Genomic DNA, 16,199 nt, shown 5'->3' with positions numbered 1-16,199 from the left:
GCCGGGGTTATGCTGCGTCGATCGCCTGCTTCAGATCGACGATGTCGTCGGGATGTTCGATGCCGATCGACAGTATGACATAGCATGGCGTGAAACCGGTCCTTAGCTGGTCAGCCTCGGAGAGCTTCGTTCAACGCAACGCGAAGCCACCGTCGGGATAGAGCGTCGAGCCGTTCATGAAGCCGTTCTCCATGAGGTAGATCACCGTATGCGCCACCTCGTCGGTGGTGCCGACCCGTTTTAGCAGCGCAGCCTCACCATAGCTGGAGAAGGAGGCCTCCCTGACAGCGTCCGGCTGGCGGCGCCACAGGTCGCTGTCGATGGTTCCGGGTGAAATGACGTTCACCCGGATCGGCGCCAGCTCGACTGCGAGCGCCCGGCCGAGGCCTTCGATCGCGGCATTGCAGGCGCCATAGTCGGCACCTTCTGCCGCCGGCCTGACGCTGTAGGCGCCCGCCATCAAGGTGATTGAGCCGTTCTTGTCGAGGTACGGCAGGGCGTGCTTCACGGCGTAATACTGGCCCCAGAACTTCGATCGGAAGGCGCTTTCGGCGACCTCGTCTGGGGCCTTGTCCATGCGTCCGCGCGAATAGGATGCGCCGGGTGTGAAGAGATGGTTGATCGGGCCGGATTGCTCGAAGAAGCGTCGCAAGGATTCCTGGTCGATATTGTCGACGACGACGGCGTGGCTCTTCGGGCCGAGCTTGCTTGTCGCACGCTGCGGCCTTTCCGGATCGCGCCCGCCGATGACCACGTCTGCGCCAAGGTCGCTGGCGCGTTCGGCAACACGTAGACCGATGCCGGAGCTGCCGCCGATGATCGCTACTCTCTGTTTTCTCATTCTGTCGGGTCCCTTGGATGTGAATGACTGGTTGCACTATATCCACGAACAGAAATCTCTTATGAGAACAGTTCGCGCAGTATCTACGATCTAAATTCTGGAGTGTGCCATGCTTCCCGGCGATCATCTCAGTGCTATCCGCGCGTTCATGCAGGCGTCGCGGTCCTCCAGCTTTTCCGAGGCGGCCGAGCGGCTCGGCCTTTCCACCTCGACGGTGGGCAAGGCGGTTTCCCGGCTCGAGGGGAAGCTGGGCGTGCGCCTGTTCCAGCGCAGCACGCGCCACCTCGCGCTGACGGAGGAGGGCAGGCTGTTCCTCGATGGGTGCGAGCGTGCCGTTGCCGAACTGGCAGCCGTGGAGGCGGCGCTCGCCTCGCGCATGGAGGAGCCGGCCGGCCGGCTTAACGTGAGCTTGCCGGAGCTGCTCGGCCGGCGCATTGCCGGACCATGCCTGATTGCGCTGGCGGCCGACTATCCGAAGCTCGAACTCGATATTGCCTTTACCAATCGGCTAGTCGATCTGGTCGAGGAGAATATCGATCTGTGCGTGCGCGTCGGCGAGCTTGCCGGCGGGGGCGACCTGATGGTCCGGAAGCTTGGTCTGCAACGCCTAACGGTTTGCGGTGCGCCGGACTATCTGGCGAAGCATGGGGTCCCGTCGCGCCCCTCGGAGCTTGCTGTGCATCTCTGCGTCACGCAATCCCGGGGACCTGTGGCCCAGACCTGGCGGTTTACCGAGTCCGGACAGGCAACGCATATCCGTGTGCGCAGCTCGCTCAGCATTGCAGATCACGCATTGATGGCGGATGCGGCCTGCCGTGGACATGGGCTGGTGCAATTGCCGGGCTGGATTGTCGCCGATGCGATCGCAGATGGGCGCCTCGTTCCCGTCCTCGACGCCTATGCGCCAATGCCTCTCCCCATCTACGCGCTCTGGCCGCATCGCCTTGGCACGACCCCGCGCGTGCGCATCGCGGTCGACGCTCTGGCCGATCGTTTTCACGGATTCTAAGACGGCGTCGCGGATAAAGCGGTCGCGACGCAAGTCGCCCAGTCTATTCGGTCTTTCTAACCCGAACATCATTGTCTAGGTTTCGGCGATAACCGGGCCCAGATCCCCACGGGCAGATAATGAATGGCTGATACGTCCCACAAAGCGATCGACATCCGGCGAGACGACCTGCTGCGACACATCGTGACGGCGGCAGAACCGATTGTGGTTCTGGACGCCGTCGCGGGCATGGGAAAGTCGACGCTGTTGTCTCAGCTGGCGTCGAGGCTTCAAGTTCGCATATGGCGATCGGCACATCCTCCGGCCGAGGAAGACACCTTCGGCGAGGTACTGCTCTGGGACGTGCCGTCGGACGTCCATGAGACCGAAGTTGCTGCAGGTTGGCGCGACGAGGGACGACGTGTCGTCATCGCGAAACGGCCGCGAACCCGGCTTCTCGGCCTTGATCGGGCGATTGCCTATGGCAAGGCGCTCTGCCTTCGTAATCAGGACCTCGTCTTCTCGCGCGACGAACTCGAGACGTCCTATGGCAAAGCCGAGGCGGCCCGGCTGCTGGCCGAAACAGGCGGATGGCCTTTTCTGGTTGGGCTGCTGGGCAGGCAATCGCGAGAAGATGCGGCGGTCACCCGCTTTCTGGCAAACGATGTCCTGCGTGAAATGGCAGATTCCGAGCTTGTCCAGCTCAGCCTTGCCCAGCAAGCGGCAAAGTCGACCGCCAAGGTGAAAGAGGCGGTGCCGGCCTATCTGCAGGCAAGTGGCATCGGCGGCATGCTTGCCGCGGCCCTCGATATGGTGCTGACCAAGCGGCTTGAAGACAGCGCCCGTGTGCCGGCGATTTCGGCGGCCTATTCCGCGCACGGCATGCAAACGGAAGCGATCCTTGTCTTGCAGAGGGCCGGGCTTCACGAACTGGCGGTGCGCGCCTTCGTTGCTGCCTTCGGGCGGTATTACATCTTTTTCCACGGTTCGGAGGCGTTCGACCGGGTGCTCGCCGGCTTCCCGGCCGAGCTGGCCGCACAGAACGAAGGCATCGTGACGGCGCTTGCCACGCAGGCGCTGAAGCGCGGCGAAATCCTGCGTGCACAGCGGCTGCTTGCCGATTGTTACGGATCGCGCGCCAACAATGTGCTGAAGGTGCTGAGCGACCGTGCTGCGTTCTCGGCCGCATTCCGCTCCTTCCGTCTGGTGATGCTCATTTACGAGGACGTCGTGCTTGGCGACGATCTACTGGAGCAATCGACCACGCTTCTGTCGGAGTTTCCGCTCGACGCCGATCTGGAGCGCGGCAGCATCTACAATTCGATCCTGGAGTTCTACATCCGCCGACGGCGGTTCGCCGTCGCGCAGGATATCGCTGACCGGGCTTTGTTCCACTATGAACGCGCCGGCGTCCCGCTCCTGTGCTTCTACATCAACCTGCACCAGGCGATGATGCATCTGATGAGCGGCGACGCGGTGCGGGCGCGCAAGAATGCGGTCGACGCCGCTCGACAGATGTCGCGCGTACCGTTCGACAGCCCCATGGACAAACGACTGCTGGCACTGCTGGAGGCCTGTGTCGAATATGAGGACGGCAAGCCGGAGCCGCTGGCGCGCTTCCTGACCTCCGAGATGGATGATTTCTCGCATGGGGAGATCTGGCCGAGCCTGATCGAGTTCGCGCTGCAATACGGCAGCCAGGCGCTGAGCGAGCATTTTTCGATGATTGCCGCACGAGGCTTCCTCGATCGCTGGCGCGCGTATCAGGTCTACAACAGGCAGTTCCGCCTGATGATCGAGGTCCGGGACGCCGTCATTCTTCAAAACGGCAACCGCTGGCAGGAGGCTGCGGAAAAGCTTGCTTCCGTGCAGGCTCGCATCAATCGAACCTGGGTGGAGGCGGCCGTCGACGAACTGACCCGCCTGCAGGACCGCGACGAGATCGCACTGGCAGTCGTCTGGCTGCGCCATATCGTCTTCGAAATGCCTGGTCGTGTCCACCTCGACCGGCAGCTCTTCGCCATGGCCAGCAATCTCAACCTGACCGGTCGTCAGCGATTGTGTATTGAGGTTTGGCAGGCCTATGTCGCCCGCCGCCGGCGCAATCTCACAAGCGCGCGCTCCATCCTGCAAAAAACCTTTGAGAACGCGGCCCGGCTCGGCACCATTGCGCCGCTCTCCGAGGAGCGTCAATTCCTGCGGGAGCTTACCGGCGATCGGCGCATCAGCGACTTCCTTCAGACGACGCCCACTGCGCAACAGATCATGCGGCGCCTGCGCGATACCGGTCTGCCCAACACGATGCTCGGCGAAAAGAGCGGCCTGACCCGGCGCGAAACGCGCCTGCTGCTGATGATTGCAGAGGGTGCATCGAACAAGTTCATCGCCCATGCCCTCGGCCTTAGCGAAGCGACGGTGAAGTTTCACCTCGGCAATCTCTATCGCAAGCTCGGTTGTGCCCGCAGGCGCGAAGCGATCACCGCAGCAAAGGCGCTCGGCGTCATTTCCTGACCAGGTTGCAGTCCGCGCCGTATGCGCCATTCTTCCGTGTGGCCCAGATAAAAACCTATACCTTTCTTGTCAAAACCCATCCTTTCCAGCCGTTGTGCGAATGCCCCATTCGGCTTGAAACTGCCCTCGACCGCAAAAAGCGGCAGACAGGCCGGATGCTAACCGGCCGAGGGGAAAGGATTGCCAATGGGCAATTATTACGTCGCATTGTTTGGGCGGCGCGCGGCCGGCTTCCTTATGGTGCTGTTCGTGTTGTCGCTGATGATATTCGTGCTCGCCCGCATCGTGCCGGGCGATCCGGCGCGCATGGCGCTCGGTCCGAGCGCGACCCAGGACCAGGTCGACCAGCTCCGGCAGCGCATGGGGCTCGATGAACCTTTGGTCACGCAATATGTCAGCTATGTCAGCCATGCAGTGACCGGCGATCTCGGGCGCTCGATCGTGTCCGACCGGGAGGTCAGCGCCGATATCGCCACCTTCCTGCCGGCGACGCTCGAGCTTGTGATCGTCACCATCGTCATCATCTTCGCCGTGGCCGTGCCACTCGGCGTGCTGACGGCTCGTTACAGAAACAGCTGGATCGACAATAGCGGCCGCTTCTTCTCGCTCATCGGCGTCACCATTCCGAGCTTTCTCTTCGCCGTGACCCTGCAGATCATTGCCGCGGATCATTTCCCCTCCTGGCCCACACTCGGTCGCGTTGACTTCCAGCTCGGCGCGCCCGCTGGCCCGACAGGCTTCCTGTTGGTCGACAGCCTGCTTTCCGGCCGCCCGGATGTGTTTCTGAGCGCGCTTCAGCATCTGGTCTTCCCGGCGCTGGCACTGGCAATGGCGGGTATCGGGCAGATCACCCGCATCACCCGCTCGGCCATGATCGACCATCAGCGCCGCGATCATGTGCTGACGCTGAAATCCTTCGGCGTCCCAGACCGTGTGATCGTCTTTCGCTATCTGCTGAAGCTGTCTTCGATTGCGCCATTGACGATCATGGGGCTCGAATTCGCCTCGCTGATCGGCAACGCCTTCGTCGTCGAAATGGTCTTCTCCTGGGGCGGCTTCGCCTCCTACGGCCTCGACGCCATCCTGCAGAAGGACCTCAATGCCGTCATGTCCGTGGTCCTCGTCTCGGGCATTTTCTTCATCGCCGCCAATCTCGTCATCGACCTGATCATCAGCATCCTTGATCCGCGGCTTCGCTTCAAGGAGGCCCGCTGATGCTGGGTACGACCCGCCTATCCGCAGGCTACATGACCTGGTACCGGTTCAGCCGAAATCCGGCCGCCGTGATCGGCGCGCTGATCGTGCTCTCGGTCATCGCCATGGCCATCTTCGCGCCACTGATCGCGCGCTTTCCCGAACATGTCGGCGCCGTCGTCGACTTCCGCAACCGCCATATGCCGCCGGATGTCGACAACTGGTTCGGCACCGACAAGGCCGGTCGCGACATCTTTTCGCGCACGGTTTTCGGCTTCCGCGTGTCGCTGCTGCTCGTCATCGGCGTGCTCGGCGTGGCGGTGCCGATCGGCTCGGCGCTGGGCATGATCGCCGGCTATGCCGGCGGCCTGACCGAACGGCTCCTGACCGGCTTTACCGACATCATGCTGGCGATCCCGCCGTTGGTGATGGCTCTGGCGATCGGCAACGTGCTCGAGCCCAACCTGGTCAACGCCATGCTGGCGATCACGCTGCTCTGGTGGACCTGGCATGCGCGCCTTGTCTATCGCGTCACGAAATCGATCGCGGCGGAAGACTATATCGAGGCGGCGCGGCTCGCCGGCGCCAGCCACCTGCATATCCTTGCCAAGGAGATCCTGCCGAACTGTATCTCGGTCATCTCGGTAAAGACGACCTTGGACGCCGCCTTCGTCATCCTTTTCGGCGCGACGCTCTCCTTCCTCGGCCTCGGGGTTAAGCCGCCGACACCGGACCTCGGTTCGATGGTGGCCGACGGTCGGCAGTTCCTGCCGGAGAAGTGGTGGGAGGTGCTGGCTCCGGGCTTTGCGATCTTCTACGCTACGCTCGGCTTCAACCTGCTCGGCGACGGGCTGCGCGACATGTTCGATGTGGAGGCCTGAGACGATGAGCCATCCTCTCCTCAAGGTCGAAGACCTCAATATCGCCTTCACCACCTACGGCCGCCGCCAGCATATCCTGAAAGATGTCTCCTTCGAGATCGGCCGGGGCGAACGCGTGGCGCTGATCGGCGAGACAGGTTCGGGCAAGTCGGTCACCTCAAAGGCGATCCTCGGCACGCTTCCAGACAATGCCCGCATCGAAAGCGGCAACATCGAATATGACGGCAGGCGGGTGCTCGATATGCCCGGCCGCGAGCGCGAGGCACTGAAAGGCACAGCATTCTCGATCATCATGCAGGACCCGTTGTCCTCGTTCAATCCGGTCTTCCGGATCGGCCGGCACCTCGATGACGTAATGTATTACGCCGAGCGGCGTGATGGCGTCCGAAGCTCGGCGAAAGACCGCAAGCAGCGCATCTTTGATGTCTTGCGTCGCGTGCAACTCCAGGACCCGGAGCGGGTCTTCGACGCCTATCCTTCGCAACTTTCCGGAGGCATGCGCCAGCGCGTGCTGATCGGCCTCGCGCTCCTGCATCAGCCGCAACTGCTGATCGCCGACGAGCCGGGGACAGCACTGGACGTGACCACCCAGGACGAGATCCTGAAGCTAATCAACCGCCTGGTCGACAGCGAGGGACTTTCCCTGCTGATGATCACGCACAATCTTGGCGTGGTGCGGCAAACGGCCGATCGCGTCTTCGTCATGCGTCATGGCGAGATCGTCGAAAGCGGCAATCTGCGCCAGATCTTCCAGGCGCCGCGGCAGCGCTACACGATCGATCTGATCGATGCGATCCCGCCACTTTATGGGCCCAAGGTGGTCGATCAGCCGGTTTCGTCGAATGCGCCGATCATCACGCTTGAGGGGGCCGGCAAGGTCTATGTCGAAAAGCCGTTCCTCGGCCGCATGAAGCGCCATGAGGCGGTCAAGCCAGTGACGCTTGCGGTGCCAGAGGGCGAGATCTTCGGGCTCGCGGGTGAATCCGGTTCCGGCAAGACGACGATCGCCCGCATGGTTATGGGACTGATTGCGCCGAGTTCCGGTACGATCCGCGTCGGTTCGCCGGCGCAAGCAAGAGCGTCGCAGCGCCTGACGCAGATCGTCTATCAGAATCCCGGCACGTCGCTGAACCCCAAACGCACGGTGACGCAGACCTTGGCGGTCCCGCTCAGCCATGTCGGCCTTCGCGGCAAGGCGGCGACGCTACGGATGGAAGAGCTGATGGCGCTGGTCAACCTGCCGTCCGCCTATCTCTCGAAATATCCACACGAGCTTTCGGGCGGACAGAAGCAGCGTGTCGCAATCGCCCGGGCACTTGCGGCCGAGCCGAAGATCATCGTGCTCGACGAGCCGACCTCGGCGCTCGACGTCTCGGTGCAGCAGCAGGTCATCGCCTTGCTGCAGCGCCTCAGGGACGAGCTTGGGCTGACCTATTTCTTCATCTCTCACGACCTTTCGCTGATGCGCAATTTTTGCAGCCGCATCGCCATCATGCTGAAGGGCGAGATCGTCGAGGAAGGGCGCACGGCGGATGTGTTCGCCGATCCCCGACATCCCTACACCCGCGCGCTCATCTCGGCGATCCCGGTGATGAGCGACGAGGAGGAAGCATTGAAACCCACGGTGAGCGTCGAGGAGAGAGCGCGCTTCCTGGTGAGATCAACGGCCTAAGGCCGAACGAAGAAACAGGGCCGAAGGCCCGCCAACAAGGAGACTGTCCGTGTATCGATTGGGAATAGATGTCGGGGGTACGAACACCGACGCCGTCATCATGGAAGGACGGCATGTGCTGTCGGGGGTCAAGGCGCCGACGACGGAAGACGTGACGACCGGCGTCATCGAGGCGCTGGAGGGCGCGATCGCCAAGGCCGGTATCGATCGGTCCAAGATCAGTACCGTGATGATCGGCACGACGCATTTCACCAATGCGGTGATCGAGCGCAAGCACATCAACCATGTCGCTGCCATCCGGCTCGGCCTGCCGGCGACGGCCTGCCTGCCGCCGATGGTCGACTGGCCGAACGATCTTGCCGAGGCCGTCGGCCATCACACCTACCTGGTGCGCGGCGGCTACGAATTCGACGGCCGCGCCATCGCACCGCTCGACGAAGAAGAACTGATCCGGATCGCTGCCGACATTCGCCTCAAGAACGTCAAGGCCGCAGCCATCACCTGCGTCTTCAGCCCGATCAATGCCGAGATGGAGCAGCGTGCCAAGGTTGTGATCGAAAAGCATTGCCCTGGTCTTCCGATCGTCGTCTCCGGCGATATCGGCCGCATCGGGCTCCTCGAGCGTGAAAGCGCCGCCATCATGAATGCAAGCCTGTTGTCGCTTGCGGCGAAGACGGTCGATGCCTTCGCCAAGGCGCTGAAGGATGCCGGGCTTTCCTGCCCGTTCTTCATTACCCAGAACGATGGGACGCTGATGGCGGCCGCCACGGTCAGAAGTTTTCCGGTTCTAACCTTCGCCTCCGGTCCGACCAACTCGATGCGCGGCGCGGCGTTCCTGACCGGCCGCAAGGAGGCGATCGTCGTCGACATTGGCGGCACCACCTCCGACGTCGGCGCGCTGCACCACGGCTTCCCGCGCCAGGCGGCGACCATTGTCGACGTCGGCGGCGTGCGCACCAACTTCCGCATGCCCGACGTTTTCTCGATTGGTCTTGGCGGTGGTTCCCTGGTGCGTGAGCTCGCCAACGGCGAAGTGACAGTCGGTCCGCAATCGGTCGGCTATCGCATCGCCAAAGATGCTCTGGTCTTCGGCGGCCAGACCCTGACGACGACGGATATCGCCGTCGCACTCGGCAAGGCCGATATCGGTGATGCGTCGAAGGTCGCGCATCTCGACCGGGCGCTCGCCGAAAAGGCCCATGCCAGGATCGTGTCGATGCTGGAAAACTCGGTGGAACGCAGCCGCGTCTCAGCTGATCCGATCCCGGTCATCGCCGTTGGTGGTGGGTCGATCCTGATGCCGGACAGGCTTGGGGATCTGGACGTCATCCGGCCTGAGAATTTCGCCGTCGCCAATGCGGTCGGTGCGGCCATCGCCCAGATCAGCGGCGAAGTCGATCGCGTCTTTGCGCTCGAAAAAGGTTTGACGCGCGAAATCTGCCTGAAACAGGCGGAGCAGGAAGCGACGGAACGTGCGCTTTCGGCCGGCGCCATCGCCGAAACGATCCAGGTCATCGAGCGGGAAGACGTGCCGCTTGCCTATCTGCCGGGGAATGCCACCCGCATCCACGTCAAGGTTGTCGGCGAAATGGGAGGCTTCCATGGCTGAGCGTGCATTGAAGGCCCTGAACTACGATCCGTCCGATCTCTGGGTACTCGACGAAGAGGACCTGGAGGCGCTGGAAATCGGTGCCGGCATTCTCGGCACTGGCGGCGGCGGCAACCCCTATATTGGTAAGCTGCGGGCGCGGCTTGCGATGCGCAACGGCTACAACCTGTCGATCCTGCCGCTCGACCGGCTGGCGGACGATGCGCGCTGCATCTCGCTTGGCGGCATAGGCGCGCCGGTCGTTGCCTATGAGCGGTTGAAGGAAGGACGCGAAGGCTTGCGTTGCGTGCGCGCACTCGAAGAGCATCTCGGTATCGCCATCGACGCGATCGTCTGCGAGGAAATTGGCGGCGCCAATTCGATGGAGCCACTGATCGCGGCCGCGTTTGCAGGCCTACCCGTCGTCGATTGTGACGGCATGGGGCGCGCCTTTCCGGAAATGCAGATGACCACCTTCTCGATCTACGGTCATCGCTCGACCCCCAGCGTCATGTGCGACCTGCACGGCAATGTCGTCCTGTTCCAGCATGCGGCATCCGAACTCTGGCACGAACGCATGGCGCGCGCCTGCGTCGTCTCGCAAGGGGGGGCGTCGACGCTTGCCTCGGCGCCGATGACGGGAGCCTTCCTCAAGAAGTACTCGATCCCGCATTCCTATACCCAGGCCGTTTCGCTCGGAGGCGCAGTGCTGAAAGCGCGACGCGAGCACGCCGATCCGGTTGCGGCCATCTGCGCCCAGGAAAACGGCCGCCAGGTCTTTTCCGGCAAGATCGTCGATCTCGAACGCCATCTGCGTGGTGGTTTCGTCGTCGGTGAGGCCAAGCTTGCCGGCATCGATGCCTTCAACGGCGACACTGCCTCGGTGATGATCCAGAACGAAAACCTCGTCTTCAGCCGCAACGGCGAAGTCGAAGTGTCGGTGCCGGATCTGATCATCGTTCTGGATGTCGACAGCGGCAACGCGATCACCACCGAAATGCTGCGCTACGGCCAGCGCGTCGCGATCGTGGCATTGCCCTGCCATTCGCTGCTGCGCTCGGCCGCAGCACTTGAGGTTGTCGGTCCGAAAGCCTTCGGCTTCGACGATATCACCTTCCGGCCGATCGAGGAGATGCAGCCATGCCCGAGCGGCTGATAACGGCTGCCGACATGGAGGCGATCGCCATCGGCGGTGCCTATCTCGGCACCGGCGGTGGTGGTGATCCCTATATCGGCAAGTTGATGGCGCGAACCGCAATCGAGGCGAACGGTCCGGTTCGCGTTGTTCAGCCCGAAACGATCGCCGATGATGCGCTCTGCGTCCCCGTCTTCATGATGGGTGCGCCGACGGTGATGGTGGAAAAACTGCCACGTGGCGACGAGGCGCTGGAGGCATTGCGCCAGCTCGAGAGATTTCTCGGGCGCAAGGCCGATGCCCTGATCTGCGTGGAAGCCGGCGGCTTGAATTCGACCATTCCGTTTGCCGTGGCCGCTGCAACCGGCTTGCCGCTGATCGACGGGGACGGCATGGGCCGCGCCTTTCCCGAACTGCAGATGGTGAGCTTCACCATGCACGACATCAGCGCCACGCCGCTGGTTCATGCCGATGACAAGGGCAACAGTTCGATCGTCAATGCGGTCTCGAACCTGTGGACCGAACGGCTGGCCCGCGTCCAGGCTATCCAGATGGGCGGTGCCAGCCTTGTCGCCGCCTATCCGATGACCGGGGCGCAGATGAAGGCCGGGATCCTGCGCGGCACGCTCAGTCTCATCAAGGGCATCGGCGAGACGATTGCCGCCGAGCGCGCCGCCAAGCGCCATGCCGGCATCGCGCTTCGCGCGCAGTTCGACGGACGGCATCTGTTTACCGGCCGCGTCGTCGATGTCGAGCGGGCGACGACAGGCGGTTTTGCGCGGGGCAGGGCCGTGCTCAAGGGCATCGACGGCTTTGCCGGCCGCACTTTCGAGGTCGCGTTCCAGAACGAGTTCCTGGTTGCGCGCGGAGATGGGGGACAGGTCATCGCCTCTACGCCGGACCTTATCTGCGCGCTCGACGCCGATGGCGGGCTTCCGGTCACGACCGAGCAGCTGCGTTACGGCCTGACGGTCGAATTCACAGGGCTTGCCTGCAATCGCCAGTGGCGGACGGCCAAGGGGCTCGAACTCGCCGGCCCAGGCTACTTTGGCTACGACCATGCCTACGAGCCGGTCGAGGAGCTCAATCCGGCCGCCTGAGTGCGGCCGAACCGAAAAACTATGACAATCAACGAAAAGGGAACTGAGACATGAAGAGAACACTCATCACAGGGCTGCTTCTGGGGCTGGTGCAGACAACCGCACTCACCGCCCCGGCCGCGGCTCAGGAGAAGGTGTCGATCGTCGTCAATGCGACGCAGGAATTCGGCACCATCGATCCCGGCAAGATCAACGACTACACGGAATATATGGCTGCCGTGAACCTCTATTCGGGCCTGACGACGGTCAATCCGGACGGCTCCGTCGTGCCGGAGCTTGCCGAAAGCTGGAGTGTTTCAGACGACGACAAGACCTACACCTTCAAGCTGAAGGAAGGTGCGACATTCCAGGATGGCACGCCGGTCAAGGCGTCCGATGTCGTCTACACCGTCAAACGCCTCCTCGCGATCAACGAAGGCCCGTCCTACCTTTTCACTGATATCCTCGACCCGGCCAAGCTGAAGGTCGTCGATGACCGGACCGTCGAGATCGGGCTGAAGAAAGTCTACGCGCCGTTCATCAGCAACACACCGCTGATCCTTGTTCTCAACGAAAAGCTGATCAGGGAAAACAGCAAGGAGGAGTGGGGGACGGACTACCTGGCCGATCACCCGGCCGGCGCCGGCCCTTACATGCTCTCATCCTGGCAGCGTTCCTCGCAGATGGTCGTCAATCGCTATGAGGGCTATCACGGCGGCTGGAGCAAGGGGAAGCCGATCGACGAGATCCGTTTCGTCATCACCCATGACGAAGCAACGGTGAAGGCGCTTGCTGCCAAGGGCGAGCTCGGCATGTCGGCGCGCGCTCAGGCGAACGAGACCTTCGAGGCGATCGAGAAGATGCCGGGCTACAAGATCCTGCGTGGTACGACGGCGACCGGATTCTACATCAAGATGAATACCAAGGTGCCACCCACCGACGATATTCACGTCAGGCGCGCGATTGCGCTCGCAACCGATTACGAAACGGTGCGCAACGTCATTCATCCCGGCGAGCCGATGAACGGACCGCTGGCATCCGTGTTCAAGGACGCCTATCTCAACGACCTTCCTGCCCCAGAGTACAACCTGGAGAAGGCGAAGGAAGAACTCGCCAAGTCGAAATATGCCGGCAAGGGGCCGATCAAGCTCAGCCACACCTATGTCACGGGCCTGGCCTTCGAAGAAGATATGGCGCTCTTGATGCAGGCCAATCTCGAGCAGATCGGCATCGAGCTCGACATTAAGCCGGAACCGTGGAACCGCATCACCGAGCTGGCGGCCAAGGTCGAGACGACGCCCGCGACCACTCAGGTCTTCTATGGCCCGACCTATCCGTCACCCGACAGCGTCTTCTATGTGCAGTACCACTCCAAGGCGAAAGGCACCTGGGCCTCGATGGAATGGCTGCAGGACCCTGAAGTCGACGCCTTGATCGACAAGTCACGCGAGACCCTGGATCCGGCCGCGCAGAACGATCTCTATAAGGAGATACAGCGCAAGGTCGCCGATGCGCAGGCCGATGTATTCCTGACGGTGGAGTCTCAGCGATATGCAGCGAGCAAATGCCTGCAGGGCTACGCCTATATCCCGATGCAGAGCTGGGACCTGAATTTCTCACGCTTCTGGTGGGATTGCCAGGCCGATTAAGATGAAAAGCCCTGCTTTGCGGGAGCGCCAAGCAGGGCCTTTTCTGTGCCACCAGCAAAATTGAAGTCGACCTCGCCTGCTCAGCAGTTTCCGAGGCTGGCGCGGCTCATCAGTTCGTTGGTCAGCAGTGCGCTCTTGTCGCCGCATTCCTCGACTTCCTTAAGCAGAGCGGCGAGCGCCAGCTCGAGGCAATATTGAACGCCTTCGACATTCAGTGTGCGCGAAGAATCGCGCGCGTAGGTGACAAGGCGGGCCAGCGCCAGCAGCTCCTTTTCCTTGTCTTCCGGTTCAAAGGACATGGCGATCGAAGAGTGCATGATTTTCCCCAGTTCCCTACGGATCAGCCCGATCCGCTTCAACACGGCAAATCATAGCGCGACTTTTTATTGATGCGCGTGACACGAGCGTGACACACGTTGCATGGGAAATCTGCATTCTTAGGATGAAGCGACAAGTTGATTGAGCAACCGCTTCCAAAGGCTTGTAGAATTGAATGCCCAGCCTTCCGGAGCCTTCGTCTTTTGCGCCGGGGCGGAGCGCATGATGTCGAGCAGATCCAGGGCATCGAGGCGCTTCTGGTTTATCGTTCCGTTTGCCAAGATGGCCAAGATCTCTTCTCGGTCCGTGCCGCACGGAAGGTTCGCACGCGCGACGATCGCCGGCCAGTTCCGTTGTTTGTAGAAGATTTCGGCAGCCGCTATCCGCAGCTGCGCGGCCGCTATGGGGTCGAGTTGCTGGCGCGCGCGCAAATCCTCGAGGGTTGCCGCGACGTTCACCAACGGTAGGGTCAAGGGCAGATAGCCCAGTTCCGCCGGGCCATGGAGAAGGGCGACATCGGCATCGTCCTCAAGCTCGCCTGCCGCGTATTGCTGATAGATCTTGCCGACGCCGATCATGCCGAAGGCTGCGCATTCGGCGGCGCGAAGTGCGCCCATGCTGGCGGCGCCATAGATGCGTACACCTTCGGATAGCGCAAACAGGATCTCCTTGTGCCAGACCGGCGCGACCTGTTCGAAGTGACCATCGACGAGCCCGATGACGGTGGCGCCGTCCTGCGTGGCGCGCAAGATGTCGCCCTGGATGGCCGGCGGGTGCAACACGATGTCCGTGCCGATGAGCGCTTGCGCGTCCGGCAAGGTCGGGCCGGCAAAGAGGATCTTCACGCGATCTCCAATGCGCGCGACAGTGCCCTTGCGCCAAAACGGCGCTTGCGTGCTCCATCCGGATTCTCGAGTTCCGGTACAAAGATTTTTACCACGGAGAACGGCAGAGGCTCGCCGAGCAGTGGGACCGCGACCACGGTGGCGATGCCGGCGCGCTTGAGAGCCTCAAGCACCTGCTCGAGCTGCGAAATTGCGCCGATGCCAGCAATCGAGCTATGCGGGTTGCGGTCCGCGGGCACTGCCTCGAACAGTTGCTGTGTCTCGCGCGGCAGCCTGCGGGTGAAGGTTTCCGGAAAGACATCGTCGCGCGCGCCGCTAATATAGGTGAGGCGCGATTGCGCCGCCTCGGTGATGGCGCGGATTGCGGCGCGTCGTGGATCGAGATGGGCGCCATGGCCGACGGTGACGTCATGGTAACGCGGTTCTTTCGCTCCGAGGATACGGGCATCCGCGATAACGGCGGTCATGCAGGGGACGCCGATGTCGCTGGTCACGTCGAACAGGCGGAACGTCAGACCTGTCGCGGCAATCCGGCTCGTCATGTCGTTAATGATGGGATCGTCGAACAGATCCGCGTCGATGCAGGTGCGCAGTCTCGCCGTCAGGGGCAGTAGCCGCCACAAGGTCTCGGCATCGCGTTCGATCCGCTCCAGCAGGCCGTGCAGAACCGCCTCGCCTTCGGTGTTGCCGGAGGCAAGCCCGTCCGACGACTGCCAGTAGCGGCAGCGCTCGAGCGTGCGGTCGAGTAGTGCCGCCTGAAGTGGAACGAAGGTCGTCTGCTGATCCAGGAGGTCGAAGCCGCGCAGCCAGGCCGTTGTTTCGTCGTCACCAAGATCGGCCTCGCCCGCCGCCACAAGGCCGGGAAGGGTGAGCGCTCTTTCGCCCTTTTCCAACAGTGCACGTCGTGTCGCGTGCACCATTGGTGCTGACGGATTGCAGGCGACCGCGCGCTCCAGCGCTTCCATCGCCGCCGATACCTTTGCGTCGATATCGGTGATCCCTTTGCCCTGGTTGATGACGATCGACTTCGCATTCGGCGAAACCGCGTTCCAGACGGGTATGCCGATGTTGTCGAGACCGGTCAGGCGGGCAAGTCTGCTGATGCCGAACCCGGGCAACAGAGGGGTGATGCGTGCGAAGGTTTCTTCTGGCGCGCAGGCGCGGTCGGAGTAATGATCAGCAGCGTGTGGATTGTCAGAAACCGAGCGGCTTTCGCTCGCCCGATCTACATCTGTGACCGAAGCCATGCACGAGCGCGCTGGGCTTAGCCGTCCATGAAGCCGCCGGACACGGAGCCGGCGGAGTTGGCGCGCACGGCGAAGTTGACACCCTTGACCACCGTGGCGCCGGCGTTTCTGTGCTCATTGGCCGAAGCCAAGGCGCCCGTGAGCGGGTCTACGATGCGCGTGACGGTGCCCGTCCCGAGATCGGCCAGCCACAGGCCGTCGTCGCCCTCAACGCCAAATACAACTACCTGAGTTGTCGTCGTCATCAACTT

General features: G+C 62.4%; 14 protein-coding genes. 9 read left to right on the top strand and 5 right to left on the bottom strand.

Going from position 1 to position 16,199, the window contains the following annotated elements; genetic code table 11:
- Window positions 1–130 precede the first annotated feature (130 nt).
- Complete coding sequence (locus ABIE33_RS23305; protein ID WP_429130047.1) at window positions 131–841, bottom strand: SDR family oxidoreductase; 711 nt, start codon at window positions 839–841, stop codon at window positions 131–133.
- 109 nt (window positions 842–950) lie between these two features.
- Here ABIE33_RS23305 and ABIE33_RS23300 point away from each other — a divergent pair, with 109 nt between their 5' ends.
- The 9 genes from ABIE33_RS23300 to ABIE33_RS23260 all read left to right on the top strand — a co-directional run bounded on the left by ABIE33_RS23300 (window position 951) and on the right by ABIE33_RS23260 (window position 13,538).
- Window positions 951–1,850: a LysR family transcriptional regulator gene (locus tag ABIE33_RS23300; RefSeq protein WP_429130044.1), complete on the top strand. Its 900-nt coding sequence runs from the start codon at window positions 951–953 to the stop codon at window positions 1,848–1,850.
- 123 nt (window positions 1,851–1,973) lie between these two features.
- Window positions 1,974–4,340 carry a response regulator transcription factor gene (locus tag ABIE33_RS23295; RefSeq protein ID WP_429130042.1) on the top strand — a complete coding sequence of 789 codons (2,367 nt, stop codon included), beginning with the start codon at window positions 1,974–1,976 and terminating at the stop codon, window positions 4,338–4,340.
- A 186-nt stretch (window positions 4,341–4,526) separates the two neighbouring features.
- Window positions 4,527–5,555 (top strand): ABC transporter permease, encoded by a 1,029-nt coding sequence (locus tag ABIE33_RS23290; RefSeq protein ID WP_429130040.1) that lies wholly within the window; start codon window positions 4,527–4,529, stop codon window positions 5,553–5,555.
- Window positions 5,555–6,415: an ABC transporter permease gene (locus tag ABIE33_RS23285; protein ID WP_429130037.1), complete on the top strand. Its 861-nt coding sequence runs from the start codon at window positions 5,555–5,557 to the stop codon at window positions 6,413–6,415. Before ABIE33_RS23290 ends, ABIE33_RS23285 begins: the two co-directional genes overlap by 1 nt.
- Window positions 6,416–6,419: 4 nt before the next feature.
- Window positions 6,420–8,087 carry a nickel ABC transporter ATP-binding protein NikE gene (gene nikE, locus ABIE33_RS23280; RefSeq protein WP_429130035.1) on the top strand — a complete coding sequence of 556 codons (1,668 nt, stop codon included), beginning with the start codon at window positions 6,420–6,422 and terminating at the stop codon, window positions 8,085–8,087.
- A 49-nt stretch (window positions 8,088–8,136) separates the two neighbouring features.
- The gene (locus ABIE33_RS23275) at window positions 8,137–9,696 is read left to right on the top strand and encodes a hydantoinase/oxoprolinase N-terminal domain-containing protein (protein ID WP_429130033.1); all 1,560 of its coding nucleotides are present in this window, start codon (window positions 8,137–8,139) and stop codon (window positions 9,694–9,696) included.
- Complete coding sequence (locus ABIE33_RS23270) at window positions 9,689–10,831, top strand: DUF917 domain-containing protein (protein ID WP_429130030.1); 1,143 nt, start codon at window positions 9,689–9,691, stop codon at window positions 10,829–10,831. The genes ABIE33_RS23275 and ABIE33_RS23270 overlap by 8 nt, the downstream gene beginning before the upstream one ends.
- The gene (locus ABIE33_RS23265) at window positions 10,816–11,910 is read left to right on the top strand and encodes a DUF917 domain-containing protein (RefSeq protein WP_429130028.1); all 1,095 of its coding nucleotides are present in this window, start codon (window positions 10,816–10,818) and stop codon (window positions 11,908–11,910) included. The genes ABIE33_RS23270 and ABIE33_RS23265 overlap by 16 nt, the downstream gene beginning before the upstream one ends.
- A 50-nt stretch (window positions 11,911–11,960) precedes the next feature.
- Complete coding sequence (locus ABIE33_RS23260) at window positions 11,961–13,538, top strand: ABC transporter substrate-binding protein (RefSeq protein WP_429130025.1); 1,578 nt, start codon at window positions 11,961–11,963, stop codon at window positions 13,536–13,538.
- Window positions 13,539–13,618: 80 nt separating this feature from the next.
- On the opposite strand, the gene ABIE33_RS23255 is transcribed toward ABIE33_RS23260, so the two are convergent.
- The 4 genes from ABIE33_RS23255 to ABIE33_RS23240 form a co-directional block, all read right to left on the bottom strand.
- Window positions 13,619–13,855 (bottom strand): hypothetical protein, encoded by a 237-nt coding sequence (locus ABIE33_RS23255; protein WP_429130022.1) that lies wholly within the window; start codon window positions 13,853–13,855, stop codon window positions 13,619–13,621.
- 120 nt (window positions 13,856–13,975) lie between these two features.
- On the bottom strand, window positions 13,976–14,701 hold the full coding sequence (locus ABIE33_RS23250) for a TfuA-like protein (protein WP_429130019.1): 726 nt from the start codon (window positions 14,699–14,701) through the stop codon (window positions 13,976–13,978).
- Window positions 14,698–15,948, bottom strand: coding sequence for a YcaO-like family protein (locus ABIE33_RS23245; protein ID WP_429130016.1), 1,251 nt, complete (start codon window positions 15,946–15,948; stop codon window positions 14,698–14,700). The genes ABIE33_RS23250 and ABIE33_RS23245 overlap by 4 nt, the downstream gene beginning before the upstream one ends.
- Before the next feature lie 17 nt (window positions 15,949–15,965).
- Window positions 15,966–16,193 carry a hypothetical protein gene (locus ABIE33_RS23240; protein WP_053252645.1) on the bottom strand — a complete coding sequence of 76 codons (228 nt, stop codon included), beginning with the start codon at window positions 16,191–16,193 and terminating at the stop codon, window positions 15,966–15,968.
- Between the last annotated feature and the right edge of the window lie 6 nt (window positions 16,194–16,199).

The sequence above is a fragment of the Ensifer sp. 4252 genome, assembly GCF_050434565.1.
Taxonomy (GTDB): domain Bacteria; phylum Pseudomonadota; class Alphaproteobacteria; order Rhizobiales; family Rhizobiaceae; genus Ensifer.
The sequence above is the reverse complement of the archived record's forward strand: the minus strand, read 5'-3'. Positions and strand labels throughout refer to the sequence as shown.

Excerpts from the sequence above, each read along its gene's own strand:
- ABIE33_RS23305 (WP_429130047.1), bottom strand. The coding sequence starts at position 841 with ATGAGAAAACAGAGAGTAGCGATCATCGGCGGCAGCTCCGGCATCGGT.
- ABIE33_RS23300 (WP_429130044.1), top strand. The coding sequence starts at position 951 with ATGCTTCCCGGCGATCATCTCAGTGCTATCCGCGCGTTCATGCAGGCG.
- ABIE33_RS23295 (WP_429130042.1), top strand. The coding sequence starts at position 1,974 with ATGGCTGATACGTCCCACAAAGCGATCGACATCCGGCGAGACGACCTG.
- ABIE33_RS23290 (WP_429130040.1), top strand. The coding sequence starts at position 4,527 with ATGGGCAATTATTACGTCGCATTGTTTGGGCGGCGCGCGGCCGGCTTC.
- ABIE33_RS23285 (WP_429130037.1), top strand. The coding sequence starts at position 5,555 with ATGCTGGGTACGACCCGCCTATCCGCAGGCTACATGACCTGGTACCGG.
- nikE (WP_429130035.1), top strand. The coding sequence starts at position 6,420 with ATGAGCCATCCTCTCCTCAAGGTCGAAGACCTCAATATCGCCTTCACC.
- ABIE33_RS23270 (WP_429130030.1), top strand. The coding sequence starts at position 9,689 with ATGGCTGAGCGTGCATTGAAGGCCCTGAACTACGATCCGTCCGATCTC.
- ABIE33_RS23265 (WP_429130028.1), top strand. The coding sequence starts at position 10,816 with ATGCCCGAGCGGCTGATAACGGCTGCCGACATGGAGGCGATCGCCATC.
- ABIE33_RS23260 (WP_429130025.1), top strand. The coding sequence starts at position 11,961 with ATGAAGAGAACACTCATCACAGGGCTGCTTCTGGGGCTGGTGCAGACA.
- ABIE33_RS23255 (WP_429130022.1), bottom strand. The coding sequence starts at position 13,855 with ATGCACTCTTCGATCGCCATGTCCTTTGAACCGGAAGACAAGGAAAAG.
- ABIE33_RS23245 (WP_429130016.1), bottom strand. The coding sequence starts at position 15,948 with ATGGCTTCGGTCACAGATGTAGATCGGGCGAGCGAAAGCCGCTCGGTT.
- ABIE33_RS23240 (WP_053252645.1), bottom strand. The coding sequence starts at position 16,193 with ATGACGACGACAACTCAGGTAGTTGTATTTGGCGTTGAGGGCGACGAC.